At 44.3% G+C, this 22,751-nt stretch carries 14 protein-coding genes; 6 read left to right on the top strand and 8 right to left on the bottom strand.

All coding sequences use genetic code 11. The features are described 5' to 3' along the window. Positions 1–129: 129 nt before the first annotated feature. Positions 130–1,773: a RagB/SusD family nutrient uptake outer membrane protein gene (locus HMPREF3027_RS04610; RefSeq protein ID WP_070707293.1), complete on the bottom strand. Its 1,644-nt coding sequence runs from the start codon at positions 1,771–1,773 to the stop codon at positions 130–132. A 30-nt stretch (positions 1,774–1,803) separates the two neighbouring features. Next, positions 1,804–4,953, bottom strand: coding sequence for a SusC/RagA family TonB-linked outer membrane protein (locus HMPREF3027_RS04605; RefSeq protein WP_070707292.1), 3,150 nt, complete (start codon positions 4,951–4,953; stop codon positions 1,804–1,806). Positions 4,954–5,254: 301 nt separating this feature from the next. Between HMPREF3027_RS04605 and HMPREF3027_RS04600 the strand changes: the two genes are divergently transcribed. From HMPREF3027_RS04600 to recA, 4 genes are read left to right on the top strand one after another with little or no spacing between them, the layout of a single operon-like run. After that, the gene (locus HMPREF3027_RS04600) at positions 5,255–7,222 is read left to right on the top strand and encodes an alkaline phosphatase (protein ID WP_070707291.1); all 1,968 of its coding nucleotides are present in this window, start codon (positions 5,255–5,257) and stop codon (positions 7,220–7,222) included. Positions 7,223–7,266: 44 nt separating this feature from the next. Further along, positions 7,267–8,463, top strand: a complete 1,197-nt coding sequence (locus HMPREF3027_RS04595) for a saccharopine dehydrogenase family protein (protein WP_070707351.1) — start codon at positions 7,267–7,269, stop codon at positions 8,461–8,463. After that, a complete protein-coding gene (locus HMPREF3027_RS04590; RefSeq protein WP_070707290.1) occupies positions 8,460–8,942 on the top strand; it encodes a peroxiredoxin in 483 nt (160 codons plus the stop codon). The genes HMPREF3027_RS04595 and HMPREF3027_RS04590 overlap by 4 nt, the downstream gene beginning before the upstream one ends. After that, a complete protein-coding gene (gene recA / locus HMPREF3027_RS04585; RefSeq protein WP_070707289.1) occupies positions 8,942–9,970 on the top strand; it encodes a recombinase RecA in 1,029 nt (342 codons plus the stop codon). The genes HMPREF3027_RS04590 and recA overlap by 1 nt, the downstream gene beginning before the upstream one ends. Positions 9,971–11,146: 1,176 nt before the next feature. Here the strand turns inward: recA and HMPREF3027_RS04580 are convergent. From HMPREF3027_RS04580 to HMPREF3027_RS04560, 6 genes are all read right to left on the bottom strand, one after another. Further along, on the bottom strand, positions 11,147–13,243 hold the full coding sequence (locus tag HMPREF3027_RS04580; RefSeq protein ID WP_070707349.1) for a porin family protein: 2,097 nt from the start codon (positions 13,241–13,243) through the stop codon (positions 11,147–11,149). Between the two features lie 227 nt (positions 13,244–13,470). Beyond that, positions 13,471–13,590, bottom strand: coding sequence for a cysteine peptidase family C39 domain-containing protein (locus HMPREF3027_RS09855; protein WP_083317511.1), 120 nt, complete (start codon positions 13,588–13,590; stop codon positions 13,471–13,473). Between the two features lie 18 nt (positions 13,591–13,608). Further along, the gene (locus HMPREF3027_RS04575) at positions 13,609–16,212 is read right to left on the bottom strand and encodes a TonB-dependent receptor (RefSeq protein ID WP_070707288.1); all 2,604 of its coding nucleotides are present in this window, start codon (positions 16,210–16,212) and stop codon (positions 13,609–13,611) included. After that, positions 16,209–17,945 carry a GLPGLI family protein gene (locus tag HMPREF3027_RS04570; protein WP_168165872.1) on the bottom strand — a complete coding sequence of 579 codons (1,737 nt, stop codon included), beginning with the start codon at positions 17,943–17,945 and terminating at the stop codon, positions 16,209–16,211. Before HMPREF3027_RS04570 ends, HMPREF3027_RS04575 begins: the two co-directional genes overlap by 4 nt. Before the next feature lie 380 nt (positions 17,946–18,325). Next, positions 18,326–19,294, bottom strand: coding sequence for a hypothetical protein (locus HMPREF3027_RS04565; RefSeq protein ID WP_070707286.1), 969 nt, complete (start codon positions 19,292–19,294; stop codon positions 18,326–18,328). 193 nt (positions 19,295–19,487) lie between these two features. Continuing rightward, positions 19,488–20,099, bottom strand: coding sequence for a hypothetical protein (locus tag HMPREF3027_RS04560; protein WP_070707285.1), 612 nt, complete (start codon positions 20,097–20,099; stop codon positions 19,488–19,490). 476 nt (positions 20,100–20,575) lie between these two features. Here HMPREF3027_RS04560 and HMPREF3027_RS04555 point away from each other — a divergent pair, with 476 nt between their 5' ends. Together HMPREF3027_RS04555 and HMPREF3027_RS04550 are read left to right on the top strand one after the other, a co-directional pair. Further along, a complete protein-coding gene (locus tag HMPREF3027_RS04555; RefSeq protein ID WP_168165871.1) occupies positions 20,576–21,835 on the top strand; it encodes a sensor histidine kinase in 1,260 nt (419 codons plus the stop codon). A gap of 1 nt (position 21,836) precedes the next feature. Then, the gene (locus tag HMPREF3027_RS04550; RefSeq protein WP_070707283.1) at positions 21,837–22,529 is read left to right on the top strand and encodes a response regulator transcription factor; all 693 of its coding nucleotides are present in this window, start codon (positions 21,837–21,839) and stop codon (positions 22,527–22,529) included. Positions 22,530–22,751 lie beyond the last annotated feature (222 nt).

Below are 22,751 nucleotides of genomic sequence, written 5' to 3'. Positions count from 1 at the left end.
ATATAAAGTAATATGCAAGGCACAAAATAATCATGCACCCTCCTCTTTTCATCTACCTAATCGGTATAAAGGAGGGTGCATGCTAAGTGAAACTAACCAACACACATCACCTAGTTATGCACGAGATCGTTAGTAACCAGGGTTTTGTTTCAATAGTCCTCCAGAATTTACTATTACGATAGATGGATAAGGGAATACCATCATATGATCTGAGTAAGTGGCTTTGTCCTTGTAATCATCGTAATAATCAATCGTGTAGGTAGATAAGGCTTTGCCGCGATCTGCATACTTCCGGACACGTGGTCGTGCATTTAGCTCCTTAGCTGCAAGGGCCTTAAGCTCTGGATTATCGGAGCGGTGCCATCTTTTTAGGTCAAAGAGGTGGTCTGTAAACTCAAATGCCAGCTCGCACCTCCGCTCGTGGTACAGTGCCTCCATGGTTGCACTTCCAGAAAGTGGCTGAAGGTTGGACCTCCTCCTAATCCTATTGATATCTTTGGTTGCTTCAGCCGCATTTCCCTGCATGAGATAAGCCTCTGCACGAAATAGGAGTAGCTCAGCAAAGCGGAGTATGGGGAAGTTGATGCGGGTGGTCATGAAATTCCCATTTGGATTAAGATGGCCAGACCCTGTTGGATCTTTATATTTGAAGGCATCCATATACTTATTAATCTGGAATCCCGACTCTAGATCGGATGAAGAATAAAAGTGTCGGGTCTCACCGAAGAACTCAAACTCTTGATTGTACTCAAGGATAGAACGAACCAATCGGTCATTACCCTCACCATCCTTAAGCATCTCTTCATAAATATCTAGAGTTGGTTTGAAGTATCCCCAACCATTATACTTGCCCCAGCCTTTATTCTCTAATACGACACCAGGAAGTTTGGAGCCTCCACCAAGTACACCCCCATTGCCGGGGATGGTCCAGATATATTCTCTATTCCAAAAATCTTCAAAATCCGATGAGAACACTTGATCAAAAGTATCTGCAAGGCCTCTACCATAATCCCTCTCGAGTTGGTCGACAAGTTTGATCACCTCACTCCATCTACTTTTGTCCCAAGTTGCCCAATAGGCATTGACCTTGGCTTTGTATCCGATCGCTGCAGCTTGGTGTGGGCGCCCTTTATCTTCCACATCATACTCCTCAAACCTTGGGAGATACTTCAGGGCTTGATCCAGGTCCTCAATAATCAATCGGTAATTATCCACTACCGATGCTTGCTGCACGGGAATTGAATTGTCGTAGCCATCAGGCATATCCTCGTATCGAGAAAATGGGACTCCCTGCTGGTCGGTTCCATACCTATAGGCGATATAAAAGTGGGCAAATGCACGCCCGAAATAAGCCTCACCTAGCGACCTACGTTCAATAGGGGAGAGTGAGGTAGACTTCTCCTTATTGAGTAGCGAAGCGATGGCATAATTGGCACGAGCAATGCTGGTATTGAGATGTTCATAGATACTAGTAATACGACCTTCGTCTCCAGTGTACTTAAAGGTACAGAGGGTAGAGCCCGAACTGGTGCGCCCCCACACAATATCATTGGCTGCTCCTTGCTCAAAAAATAGATTTCTGCCAAATATCTGCTCCTGATGAAAGCGAGCAAAAATACCATCTACGATACTTTTGGCTTGGAAGTCGTTATTGAAGTAATTATCCGCTGTCGGCTTTCCCTCTGGCTCTTGGTCCAAGAACTTACTGCAGGAGGTAAGAAACCCCACTGAGATTAAGGCCGCCAAGAGAGTGTAGTGTATTATCTTTTTCATATTCTCTTATTCTGAAAGTGTTCAATATGTTTAGTAAGTCATCTTGATCCCAAACGAAAATACTCTTGAGACAGGGTAGTTCATCGCATCCCAGCCCCCTGTTTCGGGATCCATACCAGTATACTTTGTAAAGGTCCAAAGATTCTCACCACTCAGATAGAGTGATAAACTACTTTTGCGCTCCTCTAGATGGCTCCAATTACGGATAGCATCGGTAAGGTCGTAGGAGAGTGTCACATTTTTGATTCTCAAGTATGACGCATCCTCTAGATACCAATCAGTAGCTCGAGCGAAGTTGCCATTGGGGTCATTCTTGGATATCCGTGGGATATTGGATCCGCTATTTGTAGGGCTCCAAGCATCCAGGATACGAGAGTCTCTATTGAAATTCCCCTCCACATCACTCATGGTGACAAACTTTGCCACGTGAAGAGCTTGGGCACCCTGTACACCTTGTAGCATCATGGAGAGCGAAAGGTTGCGGTACGTAGCTCCAAAAGTAAGTGCATAAGTGAAGTCGGGCATCGCATTACCTAGATACTGACGGTCTTGATCATTAATAACCCCATCATTATTATAGTCCACAAACTTTAGATCTCCGGCAACAGCATTGGGCTGTATTCGCTTGCCATTATGAGTATAATTGGCAGCCTCCTCATCACTCTGAAATATACCATCCGTCTTGATGAGGTAGAAAGAACCTATAGGCTGTCCCTCAGCAGTCTGCATCATATAAGGAATGCTACGGAATTGGCTACCTTTATTGGCCCAAACGCCCTTACTTCCATCGCTATTCTCCACTCCAATATCCGAAACCCAGTTTTTGAGGTAGGTGATATTGGAAGAAACAAAATAGCTAAAGTCTTTTGTCGGACGGTCGGACCAATTGAGAGAAAACTCTACCCCCCTATTACGCACCTCTCCTTCATTTACAAGTGGAGCTGAAAGTCCAATGGTGCTAGGCCATCCTAGCGTCTGCCTCTGAATAAGATTAAATGTTCGCTTATTGAAGTAATCAAATGCCAGAGACAAGCGCTCACGAAACATCACAAGGTCAAAGCCCAGGTCAAGTTGCTCAGAGGTCTCCCACGAGAGGTTTGGATTGATCACCTCATCAAAGTAGTAGAAGGTATTATATTGGTGCTCTACTTCAGCTCCATAGTGTGCTCCCTCGTCCCAATAGGTATCGGAGAGTGTAGGATATCTGTAGTTAAGTCCTACAGAGCCTAGATTACCAATCCTACCCCATGAGGCACGAAGTTTTAAGAGAGAGAGGGTCTCACTCTTTGGGAAAAAGGGTTCGTTTGAAAGCTTCCAGGCGGCTGTCATGGCTGGGAAGTCTCCATAATTATTGGATTTGGGTAGGCGCCCTGCATAGTCACGTCGCCAAGAGGCGGTAGCAAAATATCTATCATCGTAGCTATAGGAGAGACGAGCCACGTACGAGAGATTGGCATCAGGACCATATAACCAGTCATCTGCCGACGTCTTCTCTGCATTGCCCATATACTGTAGCGACTTATCTTCATCTGCAAAGTCTTTCCCTTCACCTTTAACACCTCTTGAGACCCAATAATCGGCAGTGGTAGAAAATAGCGCACCCACACTATGCTTTCCAAAGGAATTGTCGTAGGTAAGTGTATTTTCTAAGTCCCACGCGTGAGCTCTACTAGCCGTCTCGCCGAGGTAATTATTGTCGTTTGGCTTACCTGGCTCATCTATCCTAGGAGTAAATCCCTTGTAATAGGAATTGAAGAGGTTGTAGGAGAATCGTACATTGTATTTCAATCCAGGCACAACATTCGACACCGAAAGTGTGGTGGTGCTCCATAGGTCATTGGACTTAGAGAACCTATTTTCTGCCAGCAATAAGCGTACGGGGTTCACCACATCACCATGGGCACTACCAGTATCAGAACCATACTTTTTAATGTACGCAGGGTCTTCCGTAGTTACTCCGCCAAAGCTACCATCAATTGGATTATAGACCTCAGCACTTGAGGGCATATAGATGGCCGATAGGATGGGGCCAGTGTAGCCATCATTGGTATTCTTACTTCTACTGCTGTTATTGGTCCAGATGAGGTCCTCCTTGATCGTTAAATACCTATTGATATCAAACGAGCCATTGTATCTAAAAGCAAAACTCTTATTAAAGGTATTGATAAGAACCCCTTGGTTATCGTCGTATGAGAAGGTGAAGCGATTCACAGACCTCTCACCACCCACATTGAGAGCAATATTGTGGCGGTGATAGAGTGCTGTACGGAATATTTCATCCATCCAATTGGTACGTGTGGTGGCAATCCAAGGGTTCTTTTCGGGGTTCCAAGAATCAGGAATGGTCATCCCTGCATTCTTGAAAGAGAGGGTACGCATCCTTAGCTGCTCCTCAGCATTAAGACCACGAGGCAAATTGGCTGCCTGACGGATACCAACCGTACCATCATATGACAGACTTGGCTCACCCTTAGAAGCCTTCTTGGTGGTCACAAGAATGACACCCCCAGCCCCAGATTGAGCTCCATAGATAGCAGCCGATGCGGCATCCTTAAGTACTACTATCGACTCTATCTCATTCACAGATGTGATAGGGGCACCAGGAACACCATCAACTACCCACAGTACATTATCTCCATTCTGAGAGCCTTGTCCACGAATGACAATATTCGGAATTTGAGTAGGGTCACCTCCATTAGACTGTATCGTAACTCCAGGGATTTGCCCCTGCAACATGGCGGTGGGTGAACTCACTGGTCGCACAGCTAGTTTATCGGCATTTGAGATAATCCCTACGGCGGCAGAAAGGTCTTCCTTCCGCGACTCTGCACCATAACCAAGTACAATCAAATCGCTCAGATTCTGAGCATCCTCCTCTAGCTCTATACGCAAAGAGGTGGTTGGGCTTGTCACTGTAAGCTCTAGCGACTTATAGCCTACATAACTTACCACAAGTGTGGCGGGAAGCTTTACCGCTTGGAGTGTAAAAACACCCTCCATATTGGTCACAGCTCCTTGGTTGGCACCTTTTACCTGTATGGTAGCACCGATTAGTGTTTCACCATATACCTTATCCCATACAGTGCCAGAGATGGTTGCACTCCCTCTCTGAGCCGCAGCTTCGCTCAGCATGAGAAAGGAACAGAGGAGCGGTAGTAAGACTCTAAATAAATGTCTCATAATGTTTTGTCTTATTATTCATTTCGTAAATGTACAGCTCATAATTGGCCGTAGTACTAAGGCGTACCTGCTAAAGCCAATCAAACTTTTATTGACGCCGCAAAGGTAGTAATAGAGAGTATAGAAATGATTAAAGTAAAATTAAGGAGCTGTTTAGTTGGTGCTAAGTTGCTATGAAATTACATAATCACACTCAATTGCCAGCATTAATTACATATTTAGTCGCCTATTTTTATCTACCTTTGCAACGAATGAGAGCAACAAAAACAGATCTATAGGCCATTAAAAATCACTTATAATTATGAGGAAGTTTTTCTATTGGAGCTTACTATTCCTTTTATTCTTACCCACCCTGCAAGCAAATGCCAACGACCTTCGGGTAATGACCTTTAATATTAGATATGACAATAAGGAAGACGGCACACAGCAGTGGGCCAACCGAAAGGAAAGCATCGCACAATATCTACATGGAACCTCTGCCGACTTGATCGGCATGCAAGAGGTGCTCAAGAATCAGCTTGAGGATCTAAAGGCAATGCTCCCACACCATGCTTATATAGGCGTAGGTCGGGACGATGGGAAGGAGGAAGGGGAGTATGCACCACTATTCTACGACACACGCCGATTTGAGTGCAAAGAGAGTGGATACTTTTGGCTATCCGAAACCCCAGAAACACCAAGTATTGGGTGGGATGCAGCATGCCCTCGCATAGTGTCATGGGGCTACTTCTATGACCGTGAAAGCCATAAAGAGATTGCCTGCTTCAATCTTCATCTAGATCACGTAGGCCAGGAAGCGAGAAGAAAAAGCCTAGCTCTCCTCAATGAGCGCATTTCACCCTACCTTGAAGCAGGTATAGCTGTATTGGCATTGGGAGACTTCAACGCATCACCTAGTGATACGCTTATGCAATCTCCACTGCCCTTGAGAGATAGCTACCTCCTTTGCGATTCCAAAATCGGCCCCAATTGGACCTTTCACGACTTCGGCCAAATACCTCACATAGCACGTGAGCGAATTGATTATATTTTCTGCTCCTCTTCACTGATTCCTCACTGCTATCAGGCTAGTCACCCCGAGGAGGAGGAGGGGACCACTTTTCTCTCCGACCATACCCCTGTATTGGTCACATTTGGATACCAAAATGAGAGCGGACAGGATATACGTCAGTATCTGACTTGGCACAACCAGTATGAAACCATCGATATTCAACACCCCACTTCAACTATCACCAAGGCTCCTCGCAACGTAGTACTTATGATCGGAGATGGCATGGGACTATCGCACATCGCCACCCTTAAAGCACTTAATGGGGGAAGGACCAACATTACCTCTATGGCTTCAGTAGTCGGACTTATGACTACGCACACAGCCGATACCTTAATCACCGACTCAGCAGCCTCCGCAACTGCAATGGCCACTGGAGTAAAAACTAATTATCACTACCTCGGAGTAGATCCTGAGGGTCGTGAGCTATACAATCTCACTGATTTTGCACACGACAATGGGCTAAAATCGGGGGTCATCTCGGTATGCAGACTGTGGGATGCAACACCAGCAGCCTTTTGTTGCCACAATAGAGACCGAGACGAGAGCGATGATATTATGTCTGATTATGCTCGGTCGAATGTAGATCTAGTGATTGGTGGAGGTAGTGAAAAGCTAAAAGACCTACATGACCAACCCCTACAACTTTATAAAGATTTGGAGGATGTGGGATTTAATATTACCACTGACATGGAGGAGCTATTAGCTATCCGAGAGGGAAGAATATTTGCAGCTTTAGCCAGTAATGACCTCCCCACGCCTCAAGAGCGGGGCGACTATCTCCAGAAGGTTTCCCTCTTTGCCCTCAACCACCTTAACCATGGAGGAAACGGGTTTTTCTTAATGATAGAGGGCTCCCAACTTGATGATTATGGACACTCTGGAGACCTCCCGATGCTAATGGAAGAAACCGCCGACTTTGACCGCACCGTGGGAATGGTAGTGGAGTGGGCTAGAAATAATGGCGAAACATTGGTTATCGTGCTCGCTGACCATGAGACGGGTGGTCTAACCCTAGTGGGTGGCGACAAGGAAGAGCAAAAGGTAGTTGGGAAATTTAGCACCAATGGGCATAGCGGTCTACTAATACCGGTATACAGCTTTGGCCCAGGTGCCAAACTATTTGGTGGCATCTACGATAACACCGATATATACCATAAGATAACCCAACTTCTCAGCACTTCCTCCTCCGTTTCCCACAAAAGTGGTATCTTTGAGTGAATGAGTATTTAGTAAGTAACACCCTTAAGACGAATAAAAGTAATATGAAAGGACGTGTACTGATCATAGGTGCCGGAGGTGTAGGCACTGTAGTAGCTAAGAAGGTGGCGATGAATAGCGATGTCTTTACCGACATTATGCTCGCTAGCCGCAATAAAGCAAAGTGCGACGCCATAGCCAATAATATCAAGGAGGCGAAGATCAAGACCGCACAGGTGGATGCCGACAACGTGGAGGAGTTGGTAGCTCTCTTCAATGAGTTTAAGCCTGAGTTGGTGATCAATGTAGCCCTTCCTTACCAAGACCTCACCATTATGGATGCTTGCTTGGAGTGCGGGGTCAACTACCTCGATACTGCCAATTACGAGCCAAAGGACGAGGCGAAGTACCAATATAGCTGGCAGTGGGCTTACCAAGACCGCTTCAAGGAGGCTGGGCTGACTGCTATCCTAGGTTGTGGCTTTGACCCTGGGGTAACTAGTGTCTTCACCGCTTATGCGGCGAAGCATCATTTCGATGAGATCCACTATCTCGATATCGTGGATTGCAACGCTGGTGACCACCACAAGGCTTTTGCCACCAACTTCAACCCCGAAATCAATATCCGTGAGGTGACCCAAAGGGGTAAGTATTGGGAAAATGGCCAATGGATTGAGACCGAACCGCTATCTATCCACAAGCCACTCACCTACCCCGAGGTAGGGCCACGTGAGAGCTATCTCCTTTACCACGAGGAGCTGGAGAGCTTGGTGAAGAACTTCCCAAGCCTCAAGAGGGCACGCTTCTGGATGACCTTTGGGCAGGAGTACCTCACCCACCTCAGGGTGATCCAAAATATCGGTATGGCAAGTATTGAGCCAATCAATTATGAGGGGAAGGAGATCGTACCGATCCAATTCCTCAAGGCGGTACTCCCCGATCCTAAGGAGCTAGGCGAGAATTATACCGGTCAGACCTCTATCGGCTGCCGTATCCATGGTATCAAGGATGGCAAGGAGCGTACCTACTACATCTATAATAATTGTAGCCACGAGGCAGCTTACAAGGAGACCGGTGCTCAGGGCGTCAGCTATACCACTGGTGTGCCAGCTACCACTGGGGCGATGATGTTTTTCAAAGGCCTCTGGAGTGGGCACGGTGTCTTCAACGTCGAGGAGTTTGACCCCGATCCATTCCTAGAGGAGGTGGCAAAGCAAGGGCTCCCATGGCATGAGCTTCACGATATAGACCTAGAGCTATGATAGAGATAGGCGATAAGATCCCCGAAATCCTAGGGGTGGACCAAGATGGTAAGGAGTACACCCGCAAGGGGCTGAAAGGGCAGAAGTTTGTACTTTATTTCTACCCAAAGGATAATACCAGTGGTTGCACTGCCGAGGCGTGTAGCTTCCGTGACGGCATGGCCGACCTACAGGATGCTGGCTACCAAGTGATAGGAGTGAGCAAGGATAGTGCCAAGAGCCACCAGAAGTTTATCGAGCAGCATAGCCTCCCCTTCCCGCTCATCGTGGATAGCGAGACTGAGCTACAGCAAGACTTTGGTGTGTGGGTGGAGAAGAGCATGTATGGCCGAAAGTATATGGGCACGCAGCGCACCACTTTCCTCATTGATGAGGAGGGTGTGGTGAGAGGTAAGTTCTCCGGCCGGGAGATCAAGACCAAGGAGCATGCCGCACAGGTACTTGAATTGATCAAACAATTAGAAGAAAATAAAGAGTAATGGCAAAGGAAGAGACAAAGGAGCAATCGGCAGAGCAACAGCAGAAGGAGAAGGCACTTAAGTCGGTGCTGGATAAGATTGAGAAGACCTTCGGCAAAGGCTCGATCATGAATATGGCGTCGCAGGAAATCGAGGATATAGAGGTGATCCCTACCGGCTCCCTCAACCTCGACATTGCCCTCGGTGTAGGAGGATACCCCAAGGGACGAATTGTGGAGATCTACGGTCCTGAGTCGTCAGGTAAGACCACTCTAGCCATACACGCTATCGCAGAGTGCCAGAAGCAAGGTGGCTTCGCTGCCATCATCGATGCGGAGAATGCATTCGACCGCAGCTATGCCGAGGCACTCGGGGTAGACCTCTCCAAGCTTTGGATATCTCAGCCCGATACGGGAGAGCAGGCACTTGATATCGCTGAGAACCTAATCCGTTCGTCGGCAATGGACCTCATCGTGATCGACTCCGTGGCGGCACTGACCCCAAAGGGTGAGATTGAGGGCGATATGGGTGAGAATAGAGTGGGTCTTCATGCCCGACTGATGAGCCAAGCTCTGCGTAAGCTCGCCGGTATCATCAATCGTACCAAGACCACCTGTATCTTTATCAACCAGTTGCGTGAGAAGATTGGTGCCTACGGCAACCCCGAGACCACTACCGGTGGTAATGCTCTGAAGTACTACGCCTCGGTGCGACTAGATATCCGCAAAAGCACTCCTATCAAGGATGCTGATGGCGAAGTGATCGGTAACCTCACCAAGGTTAAGGTGGCAAAGAACAAGGTGGCCCCTCCCTTCCGTCGCGCTGAGTTTGATATCATGTTTGGCCGAGGTATCTCCAAGGTTGGAGAGATCGTTGACGTGGGTGCAGACCTAGATATCATACGAAAAAGTGGCTCATGGTACAGCTATGAAGATACCAAATTGGGACAAGGTAGAGACAAAGCGATTGAGATCCTCAATGAAAATCCCGATTTATTGGAACTCATTGAGAATCAAATCCATGAGCAACTTGGAGCAAAAGTCAAGTAAATATATTTATTAACGACGCTACACATACCATCGTTTATTAAATATATATTCAAGAAACTAGTGTTATAAAGCATAGGGATTTACTTGGTAAGATGTTAAGATTTGATGACCTTTGTGTTGTCAGAAAAGCATAACCTAATCAATCTTTCTTACCTAACATCCTAATATATTGTGGAATGACCGACAAAGGCTGTACGCGAAGTACAGCTTTTGTCGTTTTAAGAGGATAATGCAAAAAGGGCACCCTTTTTTGTTGCCTCAACCGATTAGTTTCGATGCGGTGAAACTCCAGTTTCAATGCGGTAAAAAAAGAGTCTCCCACCTAAGCTATCAAATGTCTTGGATAGTGGCTTATCAGACAAGTCGGAGGGGCATCCCTCCCCAAGCCCCGAACAACTGTTGCAGGTATGTTATTATTCGATGATTAAGAAAACCCCGAAAGGGGTTTCACGGTGTAATAACCCAAGCTTCCCCCTGAGGGCAAGCGACAGCGAGCCGGAAGGTGAAGCTTGGGTAGCAAAGACCAATACAATCACACTACCCCGAAGGGGTTGCATATAGATAACAACCTATGTATCTTAAAGTGCAACCCCTTCGGGGTAGCAGGTTGTGAGCTATCCCTCTACCCAACCTTCTCCTCGCAGATACGCTTCGCCTACCAGCGAGGGGGAAGGCTGGGTTAATAGGGCATGGAAGCCCTTCGGGCTTCTACCATCAGCACCCGCGAGGGTGCCACTTAGATAGCCAGCGGTCAAGGCTCGCCCTCCCCATAGAGCCGAAGACTGGCGGGGACCTGGCGCCCCAAACCTAACGACCCTTGTGGGACGGACAACTTATTCACTGATTACAAAGCTCGGAAAGTTTTTTCCTTATGCATTCTCATTAAAGCTATCCGATACGCTACAAAGGTAAGGAGTAATTTGGAGGAAAACCAGTGATTTCTAACAGAAATTCTAATAGAGTTCTAATAGTGACGGGACATGGAAAGTTAATCAATAACTTGATGTTCAGTTCATTATTACCGCTCCTGCATAATTAATACTTTTACTTTCTAACGAGCAGGTTGTTTATACACTTACTCTAAATCTGGATGGAGTCTAGCCTGCTTGACCACCATAGCCAAGCACGCTGGCCCACAGTCCATCGCATCTTTTTGCTTGAAAAAAGAGAATCTCATCACTTCAAGATAGCCGAGTTGCCACCATACTGTTGCCCCACTTCATTGCCTCTCCTTATCTTCTTACCGTAACCAAATGTATAGGTCATTGAGAGGTTGATGCGCCGATGAAAGTTATTGCCCTCTAAGTACCGAACCTCAGAATACAAGGGGCTATCAAGGATTTCAGTAGAAGTACGCCAGTCGTCTCTAAATAGATTATTAGCACTCAGACGAATATTCAAATTGTTCTTACTCCATCCGGCCTGTAGTTGCCAAAAATCTCTATCCTCAAAATAGACTGCTCTATTGCCCTGAATGGTGCAGAACTTTGTCTGGTAAGCAGCTTGGAAGTAGAAGTCCTTAAGGTAATACTTAGCTGAAGCATTGAAGTAAAACGGTACCTTTGATTTATCATAATACCCAAGGACACGGAATATGGTGACGGAAGGAGAAGCAGCTAAGTGTAGCTTGCCATCTAGCATCTTGTAATTAAAAGAAGCTCCCATCTGCACACGGTGATACTCAGCGTCTGTATCATACTTCCTCAAAATAGCTTTTCCACCATTATAATGCTCAAAGATAGGCACATAGAGGTCTATCTCACCATAATACTGGCCATATAGTGAGGCGGAAAACATATTATTAGGCAACCAATTATAAGAGAGGTTAAAGTTGAACTGCCTAGAGAGTCCCATGTCAGGGTTGCCAGTAAAGTACATCATTTCATGCTCTTGCAATACATTAGGTGTCTTCACACTCGCCCCTGGGTAATTGGCTCCATAGTGAAAGAAGGATCTAATCGAGTGCTGAGACGAAGGAGAATAGCCTGCGGAGATATTAAAGAGCGGATAGACCTCCCTTACCGACTTCTTATTTATTCTATTTTCCTCCCATTGTAGGGATGAATTGGCATTGAGACTCCACCTATTATTAGAAAAGTTATACCCTATCGTCGCTCCCCCATATTGCGACATAAATTCATTCGTATAAGGCGAAGTGCCACGATAACTCACATCGCTCTTATTCGCACCATAATATCCGCTGAAAAATAGTTGATGCCTATCGGACAGCCTTTTATTCAGCGTTGCATTAAGCCCATATCTATATTGATCCTCTTTGGCGTTATTTTCTATCTCTATAGAATTTGGCAAAGTATTGGTATACCAACTATTGTCGTTCACTCTTCCATAACCAGCAAAAGGGCTTAAGCTCAATTGATAACCTTTCTCCAACGCAAAGAAGTAATAGCCATTCCACGTGAGTTGCTTTTGCCTTGTAGGGTTATCTCTTGTAAATTGATAGTCTCTGTTTAGATCTGGTTCATACGAAAGAATACCCGAATAAGTTGCTATTGGCTTTTCGGAATAAGAGAAGCCTACCGTGTTGGTTATCTGAATTTTGTCTGAATCATAAATCGCCCTAAAAGTGAATGGGTAGGAATTCTGCTTATAATGAGACTCATTGAACAACTCTTTCCTAATAATAGTCTTTGCTCCTCCATTGTCGTCAAGTAGCGAATAGGTGCCAATCGTAGAAGTGCCTATGTTGTGTAGATTATGATTGGATCCGCCCACATAAAGGTCGTAAATCATCCTTTTGTAAGCAAACTTAGAGAAAATAGAAACATTACTAGATAACCCCGTAAGGAAGTTCTCATTGACACTTAGTTTTGTATACCCACCATATTCATACTTGTGTACAATAAAATGAATTACATGCTCCCTGCCTTGAAAACGTGGATCAATAGGGAAGTCTAGGTACTCTACTCGTCGCACATCTGTAGTCAATAGCCCATCAATATCCTCTGAGGACGCTGGGATATAGTTGATGAATAGAGACACGCCCTCACCTGTCGTAGTGGTTACCTTGTTGCTCATCAGGTTAATACTGATCTGTGATATTGCCAACTGACGCAGAAGATCTATTGCATTTTGAGCCACCTCTTTCTGGCGAATGGTAGGTGTATATACCGAAGACTTGGTTGAAGTCTTTTGCAACTGTGCCTGTATCATCACTTCTGGTAAAGTCTCTACCTTAAGGGTATCATTATCTTGATTTTGAGCAAAACCAGCAATAGAACCGTAACTAAGAAAGAACAAAAATAACAGAGCCATTAGACACTTTTTATAGATCTCACCTCTCATAATTTCTTCTTTTATCTCGTGGATAATAAACACGCTACAAAGGTAAGGAGTAATTTGGTGGAAAACCAGTGATTTCTAACAGAAATTCTAACAAAAATTCTAACAGAGTTCTAACAATGACGAGACATAGAAGGCCAATCAATATCCTGATATTCAGTCCACTACAGCCTCTCCCGCATAATTAAACTCATTACTTTCTAACGAGCAGGCTCTTTATGAATTGGCTCTAAGTCTGGATAGCGTCCATAGTACTTTACCACCATAGCCAAGCACGCTGGGCCACAATCCATCGCATCTTTTTGCTTGATAAGAAACATAATATAGAGTGAACAATCTTAGAATCGGAGGTAGAAGCCAAGTAAAAGCTCTAGTGGGCGTATTTGGTATTCTGCGGTGTAGCTAGTGAGTGTGGAGAGGGAGGTGTAGCTGTAGGTGCGATTGTTGAATAGGTTGCGTGCTGATAGGTTCAGCTCCCATCCTGCTGGTGCCGAGTATACAAGCGATGCATCGGCTAGGAGATAATGCTTTCGTACTTCTTTGGTCAATTCATTGTAGTAGTGATTTCCTGTTAGTTCCAGACGCCACGCTTTACTTGGTATAAAGGTGAGATCAAGTCTCTGTGCGTAGTTATCTCTTCGATCCACTGCTTCGCCTTGCGGTGCTTGCCCACTCTGGTGGTACGATATCTCGTAGAGTAGGCTCACCCAAGGGGCGGGACGCATAGATATCTGACCACTTAGCAGGAATCTATCATAGTGATAGGGCGTTAGCTCTTTCTGTAGCAGTAGCTCTTGATTGCCTACTGAGTAGAGAGCGTTCAGGGAGAAGATACTCTTCCACCAAATGAAGCCCTTACTCACACGGCCATTGATGGTCCAGCTATCGCCTCTACTCTCTTGTGCTATTGGCTGTAAAAGGAGGTAGCGGTCTAGGAATTCGCGACTATTGATATGGCTCAAACAAAACTGATTGTACGAAACAGCAACATTGGCAAATAGAGCCTCTAGGGCATTGCGATAATTGGCACTGATACTGGCACTGCCACTCTTTCGGTTTCTTAGTTCCTCTAGCCCAAGGGAGAGGGTGCGATAGTTATTGAGGATATATCCATCGTACCACTCTTGGTCATCAAGGATCTCATTGCGGTACCGTGCTGTAGCAGACAACTTCCATCGTGCGGAGGCCTGTAGCTCCATCCGAATACGAGGCGAGAGAGGAAAGCGGTGCAGTTTGGTTGACTGACCACTTTTCCCAAAGCTATAGGGCGTCCATGCCATAGGTACTTCTATCTCGCTCTTGAAACTCTTGTGGCTATAACTTAGTTGGGGTGTTGCATAGAGTTGGTAGTAGTGGGCACTTAGGTCGTTGTTGAGGGGCGAGAGAGGCTGAGCTAAACCGCTTAATTGGCTCTCCAGACTTCTGTGCATAGTGGCGACGCCAAGTTTGGTAGAGAGTACTACACGCCCCAAGATATAGCTGAGGCTGGTAGAGGTATTAGTGAAGAGTAACTGAGCCGATAGTGTCTGTGTTAGTGCCTCATCTGGTAGGGTTACTTGCAGTCTATTTGGTGTGCGCTCCCACTTTACAAATGAATGGATTGAGAGGCTCCTATTGCCTTTGCGGATCAGGAGGTTGAGCCTATTTCCCAGACACTGCCGCTCACCCCTTAGGGCTTGACTATTGGGATAAGTACCAGAGGTTAGTAGCTCACTGCGGTCCCACTCAAAGTCACCCGAGAGCTTATTGCTCAGGTAGAGTCTGGGGCGATTGATGAGTAGATGGAGGTCCATAGAGAGGTTTTGGTCGCTAGCCTCCGACTCCTCCTCGCTCTCAATGACTCTATCGCCGTCATTGAGGAGGTAAATCATTGTGGAGCGGCTCTTAGAAAGATCGGTTTGGTGACTGTAATTGATCTTGCTTGTGAGGTCAATGTTTTTACCCAACCCCCATAGATTGTTGGTACTCACCATGTGTGATGGCCCTTTGCGTGTGCGGTGGCGATCAAGCTGATAGGGGAGTGAGGGAGAGATGCTTAGCGGAGCAGAGAGGGTGTATTCTCCGCCTAGTGGCGACCCATCGCTTTCAAAGATCAGATTGGAGCTAAAGGCAGTTGCACTTTTGCCTATATTGGTACTCCGTGCGGTGACCAGTGCCTGGCTCTCTTTCTTAAACCTCATCACTGTTGCCTGTCCATCCCATAGTAGTGCAGAGTGGGTATCCATATACCCGCCACCTAATTTGGCAGTACCTACCCAGCGACTTTTAGCATCCTCTTTAAGCCGAATATTGATGGCTGGGTTTTGAGAGAAGGAGAGGTCTTCAAGTGCTTTGATAGGTTGGTGATTCTCCATCACCTCTACTGAGCCCACATCGTCGGGGTGAATGGTATTGGTGGCAATGCCGTAGCGACCACCCAGCATATCACGCCCCTCAATGTAGAACTTATTGATCGCCTGCCCTTGGTACTTGATTTGACCACCCTCCGACACCTCTATCCCCGGCATCTTCTTCAGCACATCGGCTAGGTTTTTATCTTGTATCTCACTAAAGTTGGAGACTAGATATCTGATGGTATCGCCTTGAGCTGTAATCGCTTGAGCGGTTACCTTCACCTCCTTTAGCTGAGTCGCCTCTTCACGTAGCTTTATCTCATAATAGTTCTGACCAGAAGTGAGCTCTAGGCTATCTTTGGCGTAGCCTAGCATGGAGAAGTGTAGCCATAGGCCAGAGGATGGCTTGATATTTAGCTTGAAATGCCCCTCGTCATCGGTTTTTGAGAAGCTCAAAACCTTTTTCTCCCCCGCCTTCTTTGCTACTACAATCACGCCATAGAGCGCTTCGCCACTCCCTCGGTCTATTACCTTCCCTTCGGTTTGGGAAAATAGGGGGAGACCACAGGATATCTCAAGTAGTAGCAATAGTATATAGGCTCTTTTCATTCTAGCTCCTTCGGTTTTGGGTAATTATCTATCGTGGAGGAGGCTACAGAGATGAATTCCTCTCCTCCTGTGGCACGAAATACTTGTTGCCGGCTGATCAACTTCTTTCTATCTATTGGAGTTGCGTTGGGGGAGATAAGGATGCTATAGTCGAGCGACGGCTTTTTTTGCTCCACCCCCTTCAGCGTATAATGGTAGTGCTCTTTCTCATCGTATGCTTCGAATATCAGCCCTGGCAGTCCGAAAAGCTTCCACGGACCAGCACTCACAGGAATATCCATTGTATACCAAGCATACCAATTTCTACCTCTGAAATGAGCCTTAGCTAGTTGGCAATCATACCCTAGTAGGCTTTTGTGTTGGTCCAATAGCTCCCATTCAATGGTTGCAGAGTCATTGTATTGATATTGTTCCGTCCCTATATTATCATAGACTATCATCGCTCCAGTTTGAAGGTTTAGGGTGATGACTTCTTGATCCCCAAGCCGTGGCAACCTATTCATAAATTCAGTCATCGGTAAGGCACCAGCTTTAACCGATTCGAGTCCTTGATTGAAGAGCTGTTGCCACCTCTTTTTCCCCGCTTCCGATCCAAACTCTTCCTTCATTTGGTAGGTTCGCAGGCTGTATGTAACCGATTGATCATTGCTTATTTCCACCAGTTGCAAGTCGGGTCTATAATAGATGATATCAATGGTGTCCTTTAGACTGGCATACTCATACTGAAGTAGCAGATAGTCCTTCCTCGGAACCCCCTCTATAGTGAACGAGTCTAAGCTATAATTCTTATTCGGTGACGCAATAGTACTATCCGTCTCATCTTGATGACAGGACAAGTAGTCTCGCTCAATAAAATCATACTCCGACTTTTGCTTTTTTCTCTGGAGATAGTGGGTCCTAGCCCCCGTGGCAATGACCTTTTGCAGGGTCTTATTGGTATCAACCGACTCCCCATTCATATAGGACCTAGCATCCCTCAGATACTCTTTCCGCTCTACTTCGGTAAATGGTAGTGCCGAAAACTTAATCCACCTAATAGGCTCTATGGGCTTCTTTGGAGAATACTCCACACTAAATGCGGACCAAAAGAAGCACCGGTCATCATCATATACTTCAAGGATAGCACCTGGTAACCCTTGAAACTTCCAAGGGCCTACTTCAATTGGAATCTCAGGCGTGTACCAAGCCTCATAGTATCTGCCTCTAAAATTACAAACAGCCTTATAAACTTGGTATCCAGAGATAACCCTTGAATCATAATTTCTTAAGGTCCATTTGATATCTTCAATTGGCTCCTTATACAGAATAGGCACATAAATCCTTTCAGAGTCGTAATTAATTATTACGCTTTCACTATAATCCACATAGGTATAGTCGGGTAGCGTATGTGGTTCTAGAAATAGATAAGGATTCTTTTCATTCAGCCCTCTTTCTAGCATACGAAACTTCACCTTCTTTCCACCTGGCTTGTTTGTGAGGGAGTCCGCATAATAGGCACTTTGATAATAAGATAAAGAATATCGGTCACCGTAAAGGAGTATAGCAGTGTCGTTCATCACGCTTACACCGCCATAAGGCTTCTTTTTCATCTCGAAGCGGTACTCTATCTTCAGCTTAGCTTGGTCTATTATCGCACCATGCTTCTTATCAACAATCTTGAAGGATGAAAATAGCAGTATTGCCAACAGCGAAGTAAAAAACGCTATTTTATTTCTTCTTATAGTTCTTGTCATCTGCATCTCCATAGACTAGGCTAAGTTAATCTATTCCGTACATTCTCATTAAAGTTATCCAATACGCTACAAAGGTAAGGAGTAATTTGGTGGAAAACCAGTGATTTCTAACAGAAATTCTAACAAAAATTCTAACAGATTTCTAACAATGACAAAACTAACAAAGTTAATCAATAACTTGATATTCAGTCAACTATAGCCCCTCCCATATAATTAACTCCATTACTTTCTAACGAGCAGGCTCTTTATGAATTGGCTATAAGTCGGGACTGCGTCAATAGTGCTGAACCACCATGTCCATTGTCTAGAACAATGATTAACTGTGAACTGATGACAACCTTCACTCCATTATATCGTAACAAGAAAGAAGGCAAATAAAGTCATCTGTCTTTTCTAATATTACGGTATCTTAACGTGTAGGACGTAGCTTTTGCTTCTTTGTTGTTAGCACTCGGAACAATATCAAATTTTGTCTCTATTGGTATCAGTTGATTATCATAACGACCAAAATCAGTGTATAGTAGGTAGGAAGCGACATTGTTAGTTGATGAAGTGAAATGCGTTTTAATATTGGCAATAAATCCATCGTTGTCGAGAGTTACTATACACCTAAGCTCATCATTTTGATTTAACTCCCAAGGCATTTTTTGTTGCTTTCGGATTGAAAACTCCCAAGCTTCAGAGTTATCTGTTTTCCCCATATATGTACAGTAAAAATTCTTGCGCTCTGATTGGTGGCAAAAGGCGCGTGCTACGAGGTAGTTTATTTCAGTAGCTCGTTTCCCTATTTTTAGTATTTTACAAGTATCAGGCATTTCTTCTGATGTTGTCAGACTTGTACTATCCATATAGGTGATATAGGCATCAGAAACACCTGACATATGTCCCGCGTACAGCTCTTTTGAATTGCTCCCTTTATTGTATGTAAAGTCCATATCAAAGAGATATTTGCGACATGGTAGAAGCAACCACTTTTTCTTCTTCTTAAAATACTTATCCGAAGAAAACTCACTCGGGCTAACAATAATCGGATCTAAAAAATAAGATTCCTCCTTGAGGATTATAGTGATTACACCTTTGGATATAGCAGAGGGGTCTAATAAGAATTGTGCCGTCTTGTATCCAATGTATTTTACTATCAACGAATCATTAGGGGCAAAGAGATCAATTGGCACCTCTATCGTACCATCTAAGGTCCCCGCACGGTGAAAATCCCTACCAATCATGACTTCTGGATAAGGAAGTCTATGTCCAAAAGTGTCAGATACCGTAATAGTGATTTTCTCTTGTGCGTGCACCTGTATAACAACGCTCAATATAAGAAAGAAGGATAGGCAAATCTTTTTCATGTTATTATTTGAAAGCTAAGTTTATAGTATAGTAGGAGGCGTTCACAAAAGGGAGATAAAATCACACGCCAATGGAAAATGCGTTTACAGACATCTTGGGTGATATTTCTAAGCGCTTTTATTATGACGTTGTGCAAGCATTTTGAATCTGTCCTTTATATGTAATCATATACATTATCAATTTAACTATATATCAATTGATAGTTACTGCTAATCTCAAGAATGCATTTACTTTACTTAGATTATGAGTTTGTACGATTTGGTCTGCATTATAATTTGATGGACTATTCTGTTTAGGCACAAAAGTAATTATATCAACTGCATATGGTGTGTAACCTATTCCAGCGGATATTTCTGCACCAAATACATTCCACAGTTTATTTCTTAAAGCCCAACTAACTGATACACTTGTATTCATTTTCACCTTAAACTCTGCGGGATTTGCGACAGGAAGTCCAGCTCTAATATTGAAAGCAAGAGGGGTAAGTATCGCATCAAAAGGTCTGTAGGTACCCTCTAAAAACATTCCTAAATACGCAAATCTTGATGGACTGAGATGCGCAGATGCATTACCTCCTAGCCCTACACTCCATCTTTCAAAATGACATCCAATGGTAAATGCATAGCCATACGTATATATCCCAGTCCCTTTTATCTCGCCGAGTTCATTTGGAATATTATTTAGAGAAAGCCCAGGCTCATACTCTAGTCTACCCCATAACCCCTTATACTCTTGTGAGAACACAGAATTAGCTCCTAAAAACAGCACTATAATAAGTGTTATTAATTTCCCCTTAACTTTCATAGTCAATTGCTTGTCATCTGTAGCCCATAGAATAGGGCTAAGTTAATTTTCTCCATAATTTCGTCTTTTATCTCTTGGTTAATAAATACGCTACAAAGGTAAGGAGTAATTTGGTAGGAAACCAGTGATTTCTAACAGAAATTCTAACAAAAATTCTAACATAGTTCTAACAATGACAGGACTAATAAATTTAATCAACAACTTGATATTCAGACTACTACAACCCATTTCACGCAGTTAATTTCATTACAATCTAACGAGCAGTTCCTCTATGGGTCAAATGTTAATTGAACTTTTCGTTAGATTTGTACTCACTCTAAACGAACATCATTTGTCTAGTTGGATACATTATGAGAGAAATGCAGAAAGACAATACCCGCATGAGAAGAGTCCTCACTTTGTGCCTCTTCATCATCATTATGGTATTGTATATTTCTATTCAGCTTTACTGGGGGGTCAATCTCTATAAAGCATTTATGAACGAGGAAAAGAAGGAGTTGGACGATTTGTTGTCAAGTGTAATCACATCATACGCAGCCACCACACTTTCAAAAAATGCCAGTAATCCTGATAGCCCTACATTAACCCTAGAGCGGGTCTCCGCTGAAAATGATAGTGTCTTAACCAATGCCGTAGTGACAGGCATTGTAAAGGAACCAGAAGAATTATCAAGTACACTTGAAAAAGTCCTTATCGTTGCGTCCATACGAACTGATTCTCTTTTTATTGATAGGTTGGCTCAATCATTTAAGCAGAAGCTATCGGGCAGAAATATTTATTCATTGAATATGGAGTTACGTGTCAACAACAGACTCACAGCACAATCCTCCTCTAAAGTATCAGAGCAGGCCTTTTCATTTTATCCCATACAGATTGAGATAGAAAAGGAGTTTGAAGTTGAGGGTGAAGCATACGCCATCACCTCTACTGTAAGAGGGGAGTTTCCAAAATCTTTGAAAGTGCTAGCCTCATTGTTTATTGTAGGAATACTGCTTTTAGTCATCATCCTCTACCTACTCATCACAATGACCAAGAGGATAGAGAGAGAAAGGGCACTTACTCATCAGCAAGAGCTATTCTTTTACGGACTTGTGCACGACTTGAAACTTCCTCTTTCACTGGCACACTCTCTAATTGATGGTTTGGCATCTAATGTTGATATACCCCAGCAAGCACAGGCGGGTTTGATAGAGGCTGATAATCATATTCTAAAGCTTACTGACGACATCAATCTATTACTGACCATGCATAGGGTGAAACAAAATAAGAAGTCCGAATCAAGGCAGATATATATTTATGATATGGTGCAGGATATCATTACAGAGATAGAGGCACATTATCCAGAGAAAAAGGTCTCTTTTCTCTCAGAGATTCCAGATAGTCTCAGCATTCTCTTCCCTGCAGAAGAGCTGAAATTAATCCTAAGAGTATTCATAGATAATGCGGTAAAATACAGCCAAGAGGATCCTAAAATTACAGTTTGTGCCACTGGCAATACAGACGCCGTATCTATTAAGATTGCAGACAATGGCAGCGGTATCAAAATATTTGGTGGAGATAAAGCCTACGAATTGAATCAATCTCGCATCAGGCAACTATGTATGGATAGCAATGGAGGAGTTGGTCTCATGATAGCTTGGACAATCCTTAATGCTAAAGGGGGTAAAATCACCTACGAAAGAGCAATGCCAATGGGGTCCTTATTTACTTTATCAATACCATTTGACAAAAACTAATATGAAGAAAATAATGCTGATTGACGATGTCATTACTTATGGAGATGACTTAAGAGCAAAGCTGGAGGATTACGGATATAGGGTGTACTATTCGCCCACAGCAGTAGGGATAATCAACTATATCAATGACTTCAACCCAGACCTACTCTTCCTTGATGTGGAATTGAATGAAAATAAGAATGGCATAGAGGTCTGCCGTGAAGTAAGCCACCTTTTCCCAAAGCTCCAAATCATTATCATTAGCAGCTTCGCTGGCCAGGATGTCAAGACAGAAGCCATAACAGCAGGGGCACTAAGTTATGTAGAAAAGCCTCTGACAGCCAAGCTCCTCGATGCTTATATAAAGCGATACACCACACCCGCACAGGTCCAACCCAAGCAGAAGAAAGAAATGATGATAGACTTCACTCAACAACTCATCTACTTTTCGGATGGGTCCATAGGTAGAATAAGCCCCACACAGACCCTCATACTCAAGATACTCGAAGAGGAAGAAGGGAATAATGTAAGATTTGACGACCTTAAAAATCAGCTCTGGAAAGATGATGAACAACCAGAGAATGCCAATGCAATTATTTATAATGAGGTCTCAAAGATACGTCGCATCATCAATAAATACACAAAGAAAAGCTTCCTAAGATCAATTCACGGCATAGGCTACCGCTTCATTAATGGAGAAAGTGATTCGGTTTGAGCCTTCCTTAGGGCAATAGCTGAGTGGCGGTGCCTTATCGGACAAGTCGGACAAGTCGGGCACCTTTCTTCAAGGCAAGATAAAGGACCTCCGCAGGAGGTCCGACGGATCCTAGCCCCCATGTCGGAGGGGCGTTAGCCCCGAACGACTGGTGGAAAACGATATCCACCCATACCCTTCGACCCCCTTATGAGACTGTTGCACGAAGGCGATCTGCTTCGT

It is taken from the genome of Porphyromonas sp. HMSC077F02 (genome assembly GCF_001815465.1).
GTDB classification, from domain to species: Bacteria; Bacteroidota; Bacteroidia; order Bacteroidales; family Porphyromonadaceae; genus Porphyromonas_A; species Porphyromonas_A somerae.
Note: the sequence above shows the minus strand (reverse complement) of the source record. Positions and strands in the feature narration are given on the sequence as shown.

What these genes read in the sequence shown, in the direction of transcription:
- recA (WP_070707289.1), top strand. Translation starts at nt 8,942, where the DNA reads ATGGCAAAGGAAGAGACAAAGGAGCAATCGGCAGAGCAACAGCAGAAG.
- HMPREF3027_RS04605 (WP_070707292.1), bottom strand. Translation starts at nt 4,953, where the DNA reads ATGAGACATTTATTTAGAGTCTTACTACCGCTCCTCTGTTCCTTTCTC.
- HMPREF3027_RS04550 (WP_070707283.1), top strand. Translation starts at nt 21,837, where the DNA reads ATGAAGAAAATAATGCTGATTGACGATGTCATTACTTATGGAGATGAC.
- HMPREF3027_RS04555 (WP_168165871.1), top strand. Translation starts at nt 20,576, where the DNA reads ATGAACGAGGAAAAGAAGGAGTTGGACGATTTGTTGTCAAGTGTAATC.
- HMPREF3027_RS04600 (WP_070707291.1), top strand. Translation starts at nt 5,255, where the DNA reads ATGAGGAAGTTTTTCTATTGGAGCTTACTATTCCTTTTATTCTTACCC.
- HMPREF3027_RS04560 (WP_070707285.1), bottom strand. Translation starts at nt 20,099, where the DNA reads ATGAAAGTTAAGGGGAAATTAATAACACTTATTATAGTGCTGTTTTTA.
- HMPREF3027_RS04580 (WP_070707349.1), bottom strand. Translation starts at nt 13,243, where the DNA reads ATGGCTCTGTTATTTTTGTTCTTTCTTAGTTACGGTTCTATTGCTGGT.
- HMPREF3027_RS04570 (WP_168165872.1), bottom strand. Translation starts at nt 17,945, where the DNA reads ATGACAAGAACTATAAGAAGAAATAAAATAGCGTTTTTTACTTCGCTG.
- HMPREF3027_RS04565 (WP_070707286.1), bottom strand. Translation starts at nt 19,294, where the DNA reads ATGAAAAAGATTTGCCTATCCTTCTTTCTTATATTGAGCGTTGTTATA.
- HMPREF3027_RS04610 (WP_070707293.1), bottom strand. Translation starts at nt 1,773, where the DNA reads ATGAAAAAGATAATACACTACACTCTCTTGGCGGCCTTAATCTCAGTG.
- HMPREF3027_RS04590 (WP_070707290.1), top strand. Translation starts at nt 8,460, where the DNA reads ATGATAGAGATAGGCGATAAGATCCCCGAAATCCTAGGGGTGGACCAA.
- HMPREF3027_RS09855 (WP_083317511.1), bottom strand. Translation starts at nt 13,590, where the DNA reads ATGTTTCTTATCAAGCAAAAAGATGCGATGGATTGTGGCCCAGCGTGC.
- HMPREF3027_RS04575 (WP_070707288.1), bottom strand. Translation starts at nt 16,212, where the DNA reads ATGAAAAGAGCCTATATACTATTGCTACTACTTGAGATATCCTGTGGT.
- HMPREF3027_RS04595 (WP_070707351.1), top strand. Translation starts at nt 7,267, where the DNA reads ATGAAAGGACGTGTACTGATCATAGGTGCCGGAGGTGTAGGCACTGTA.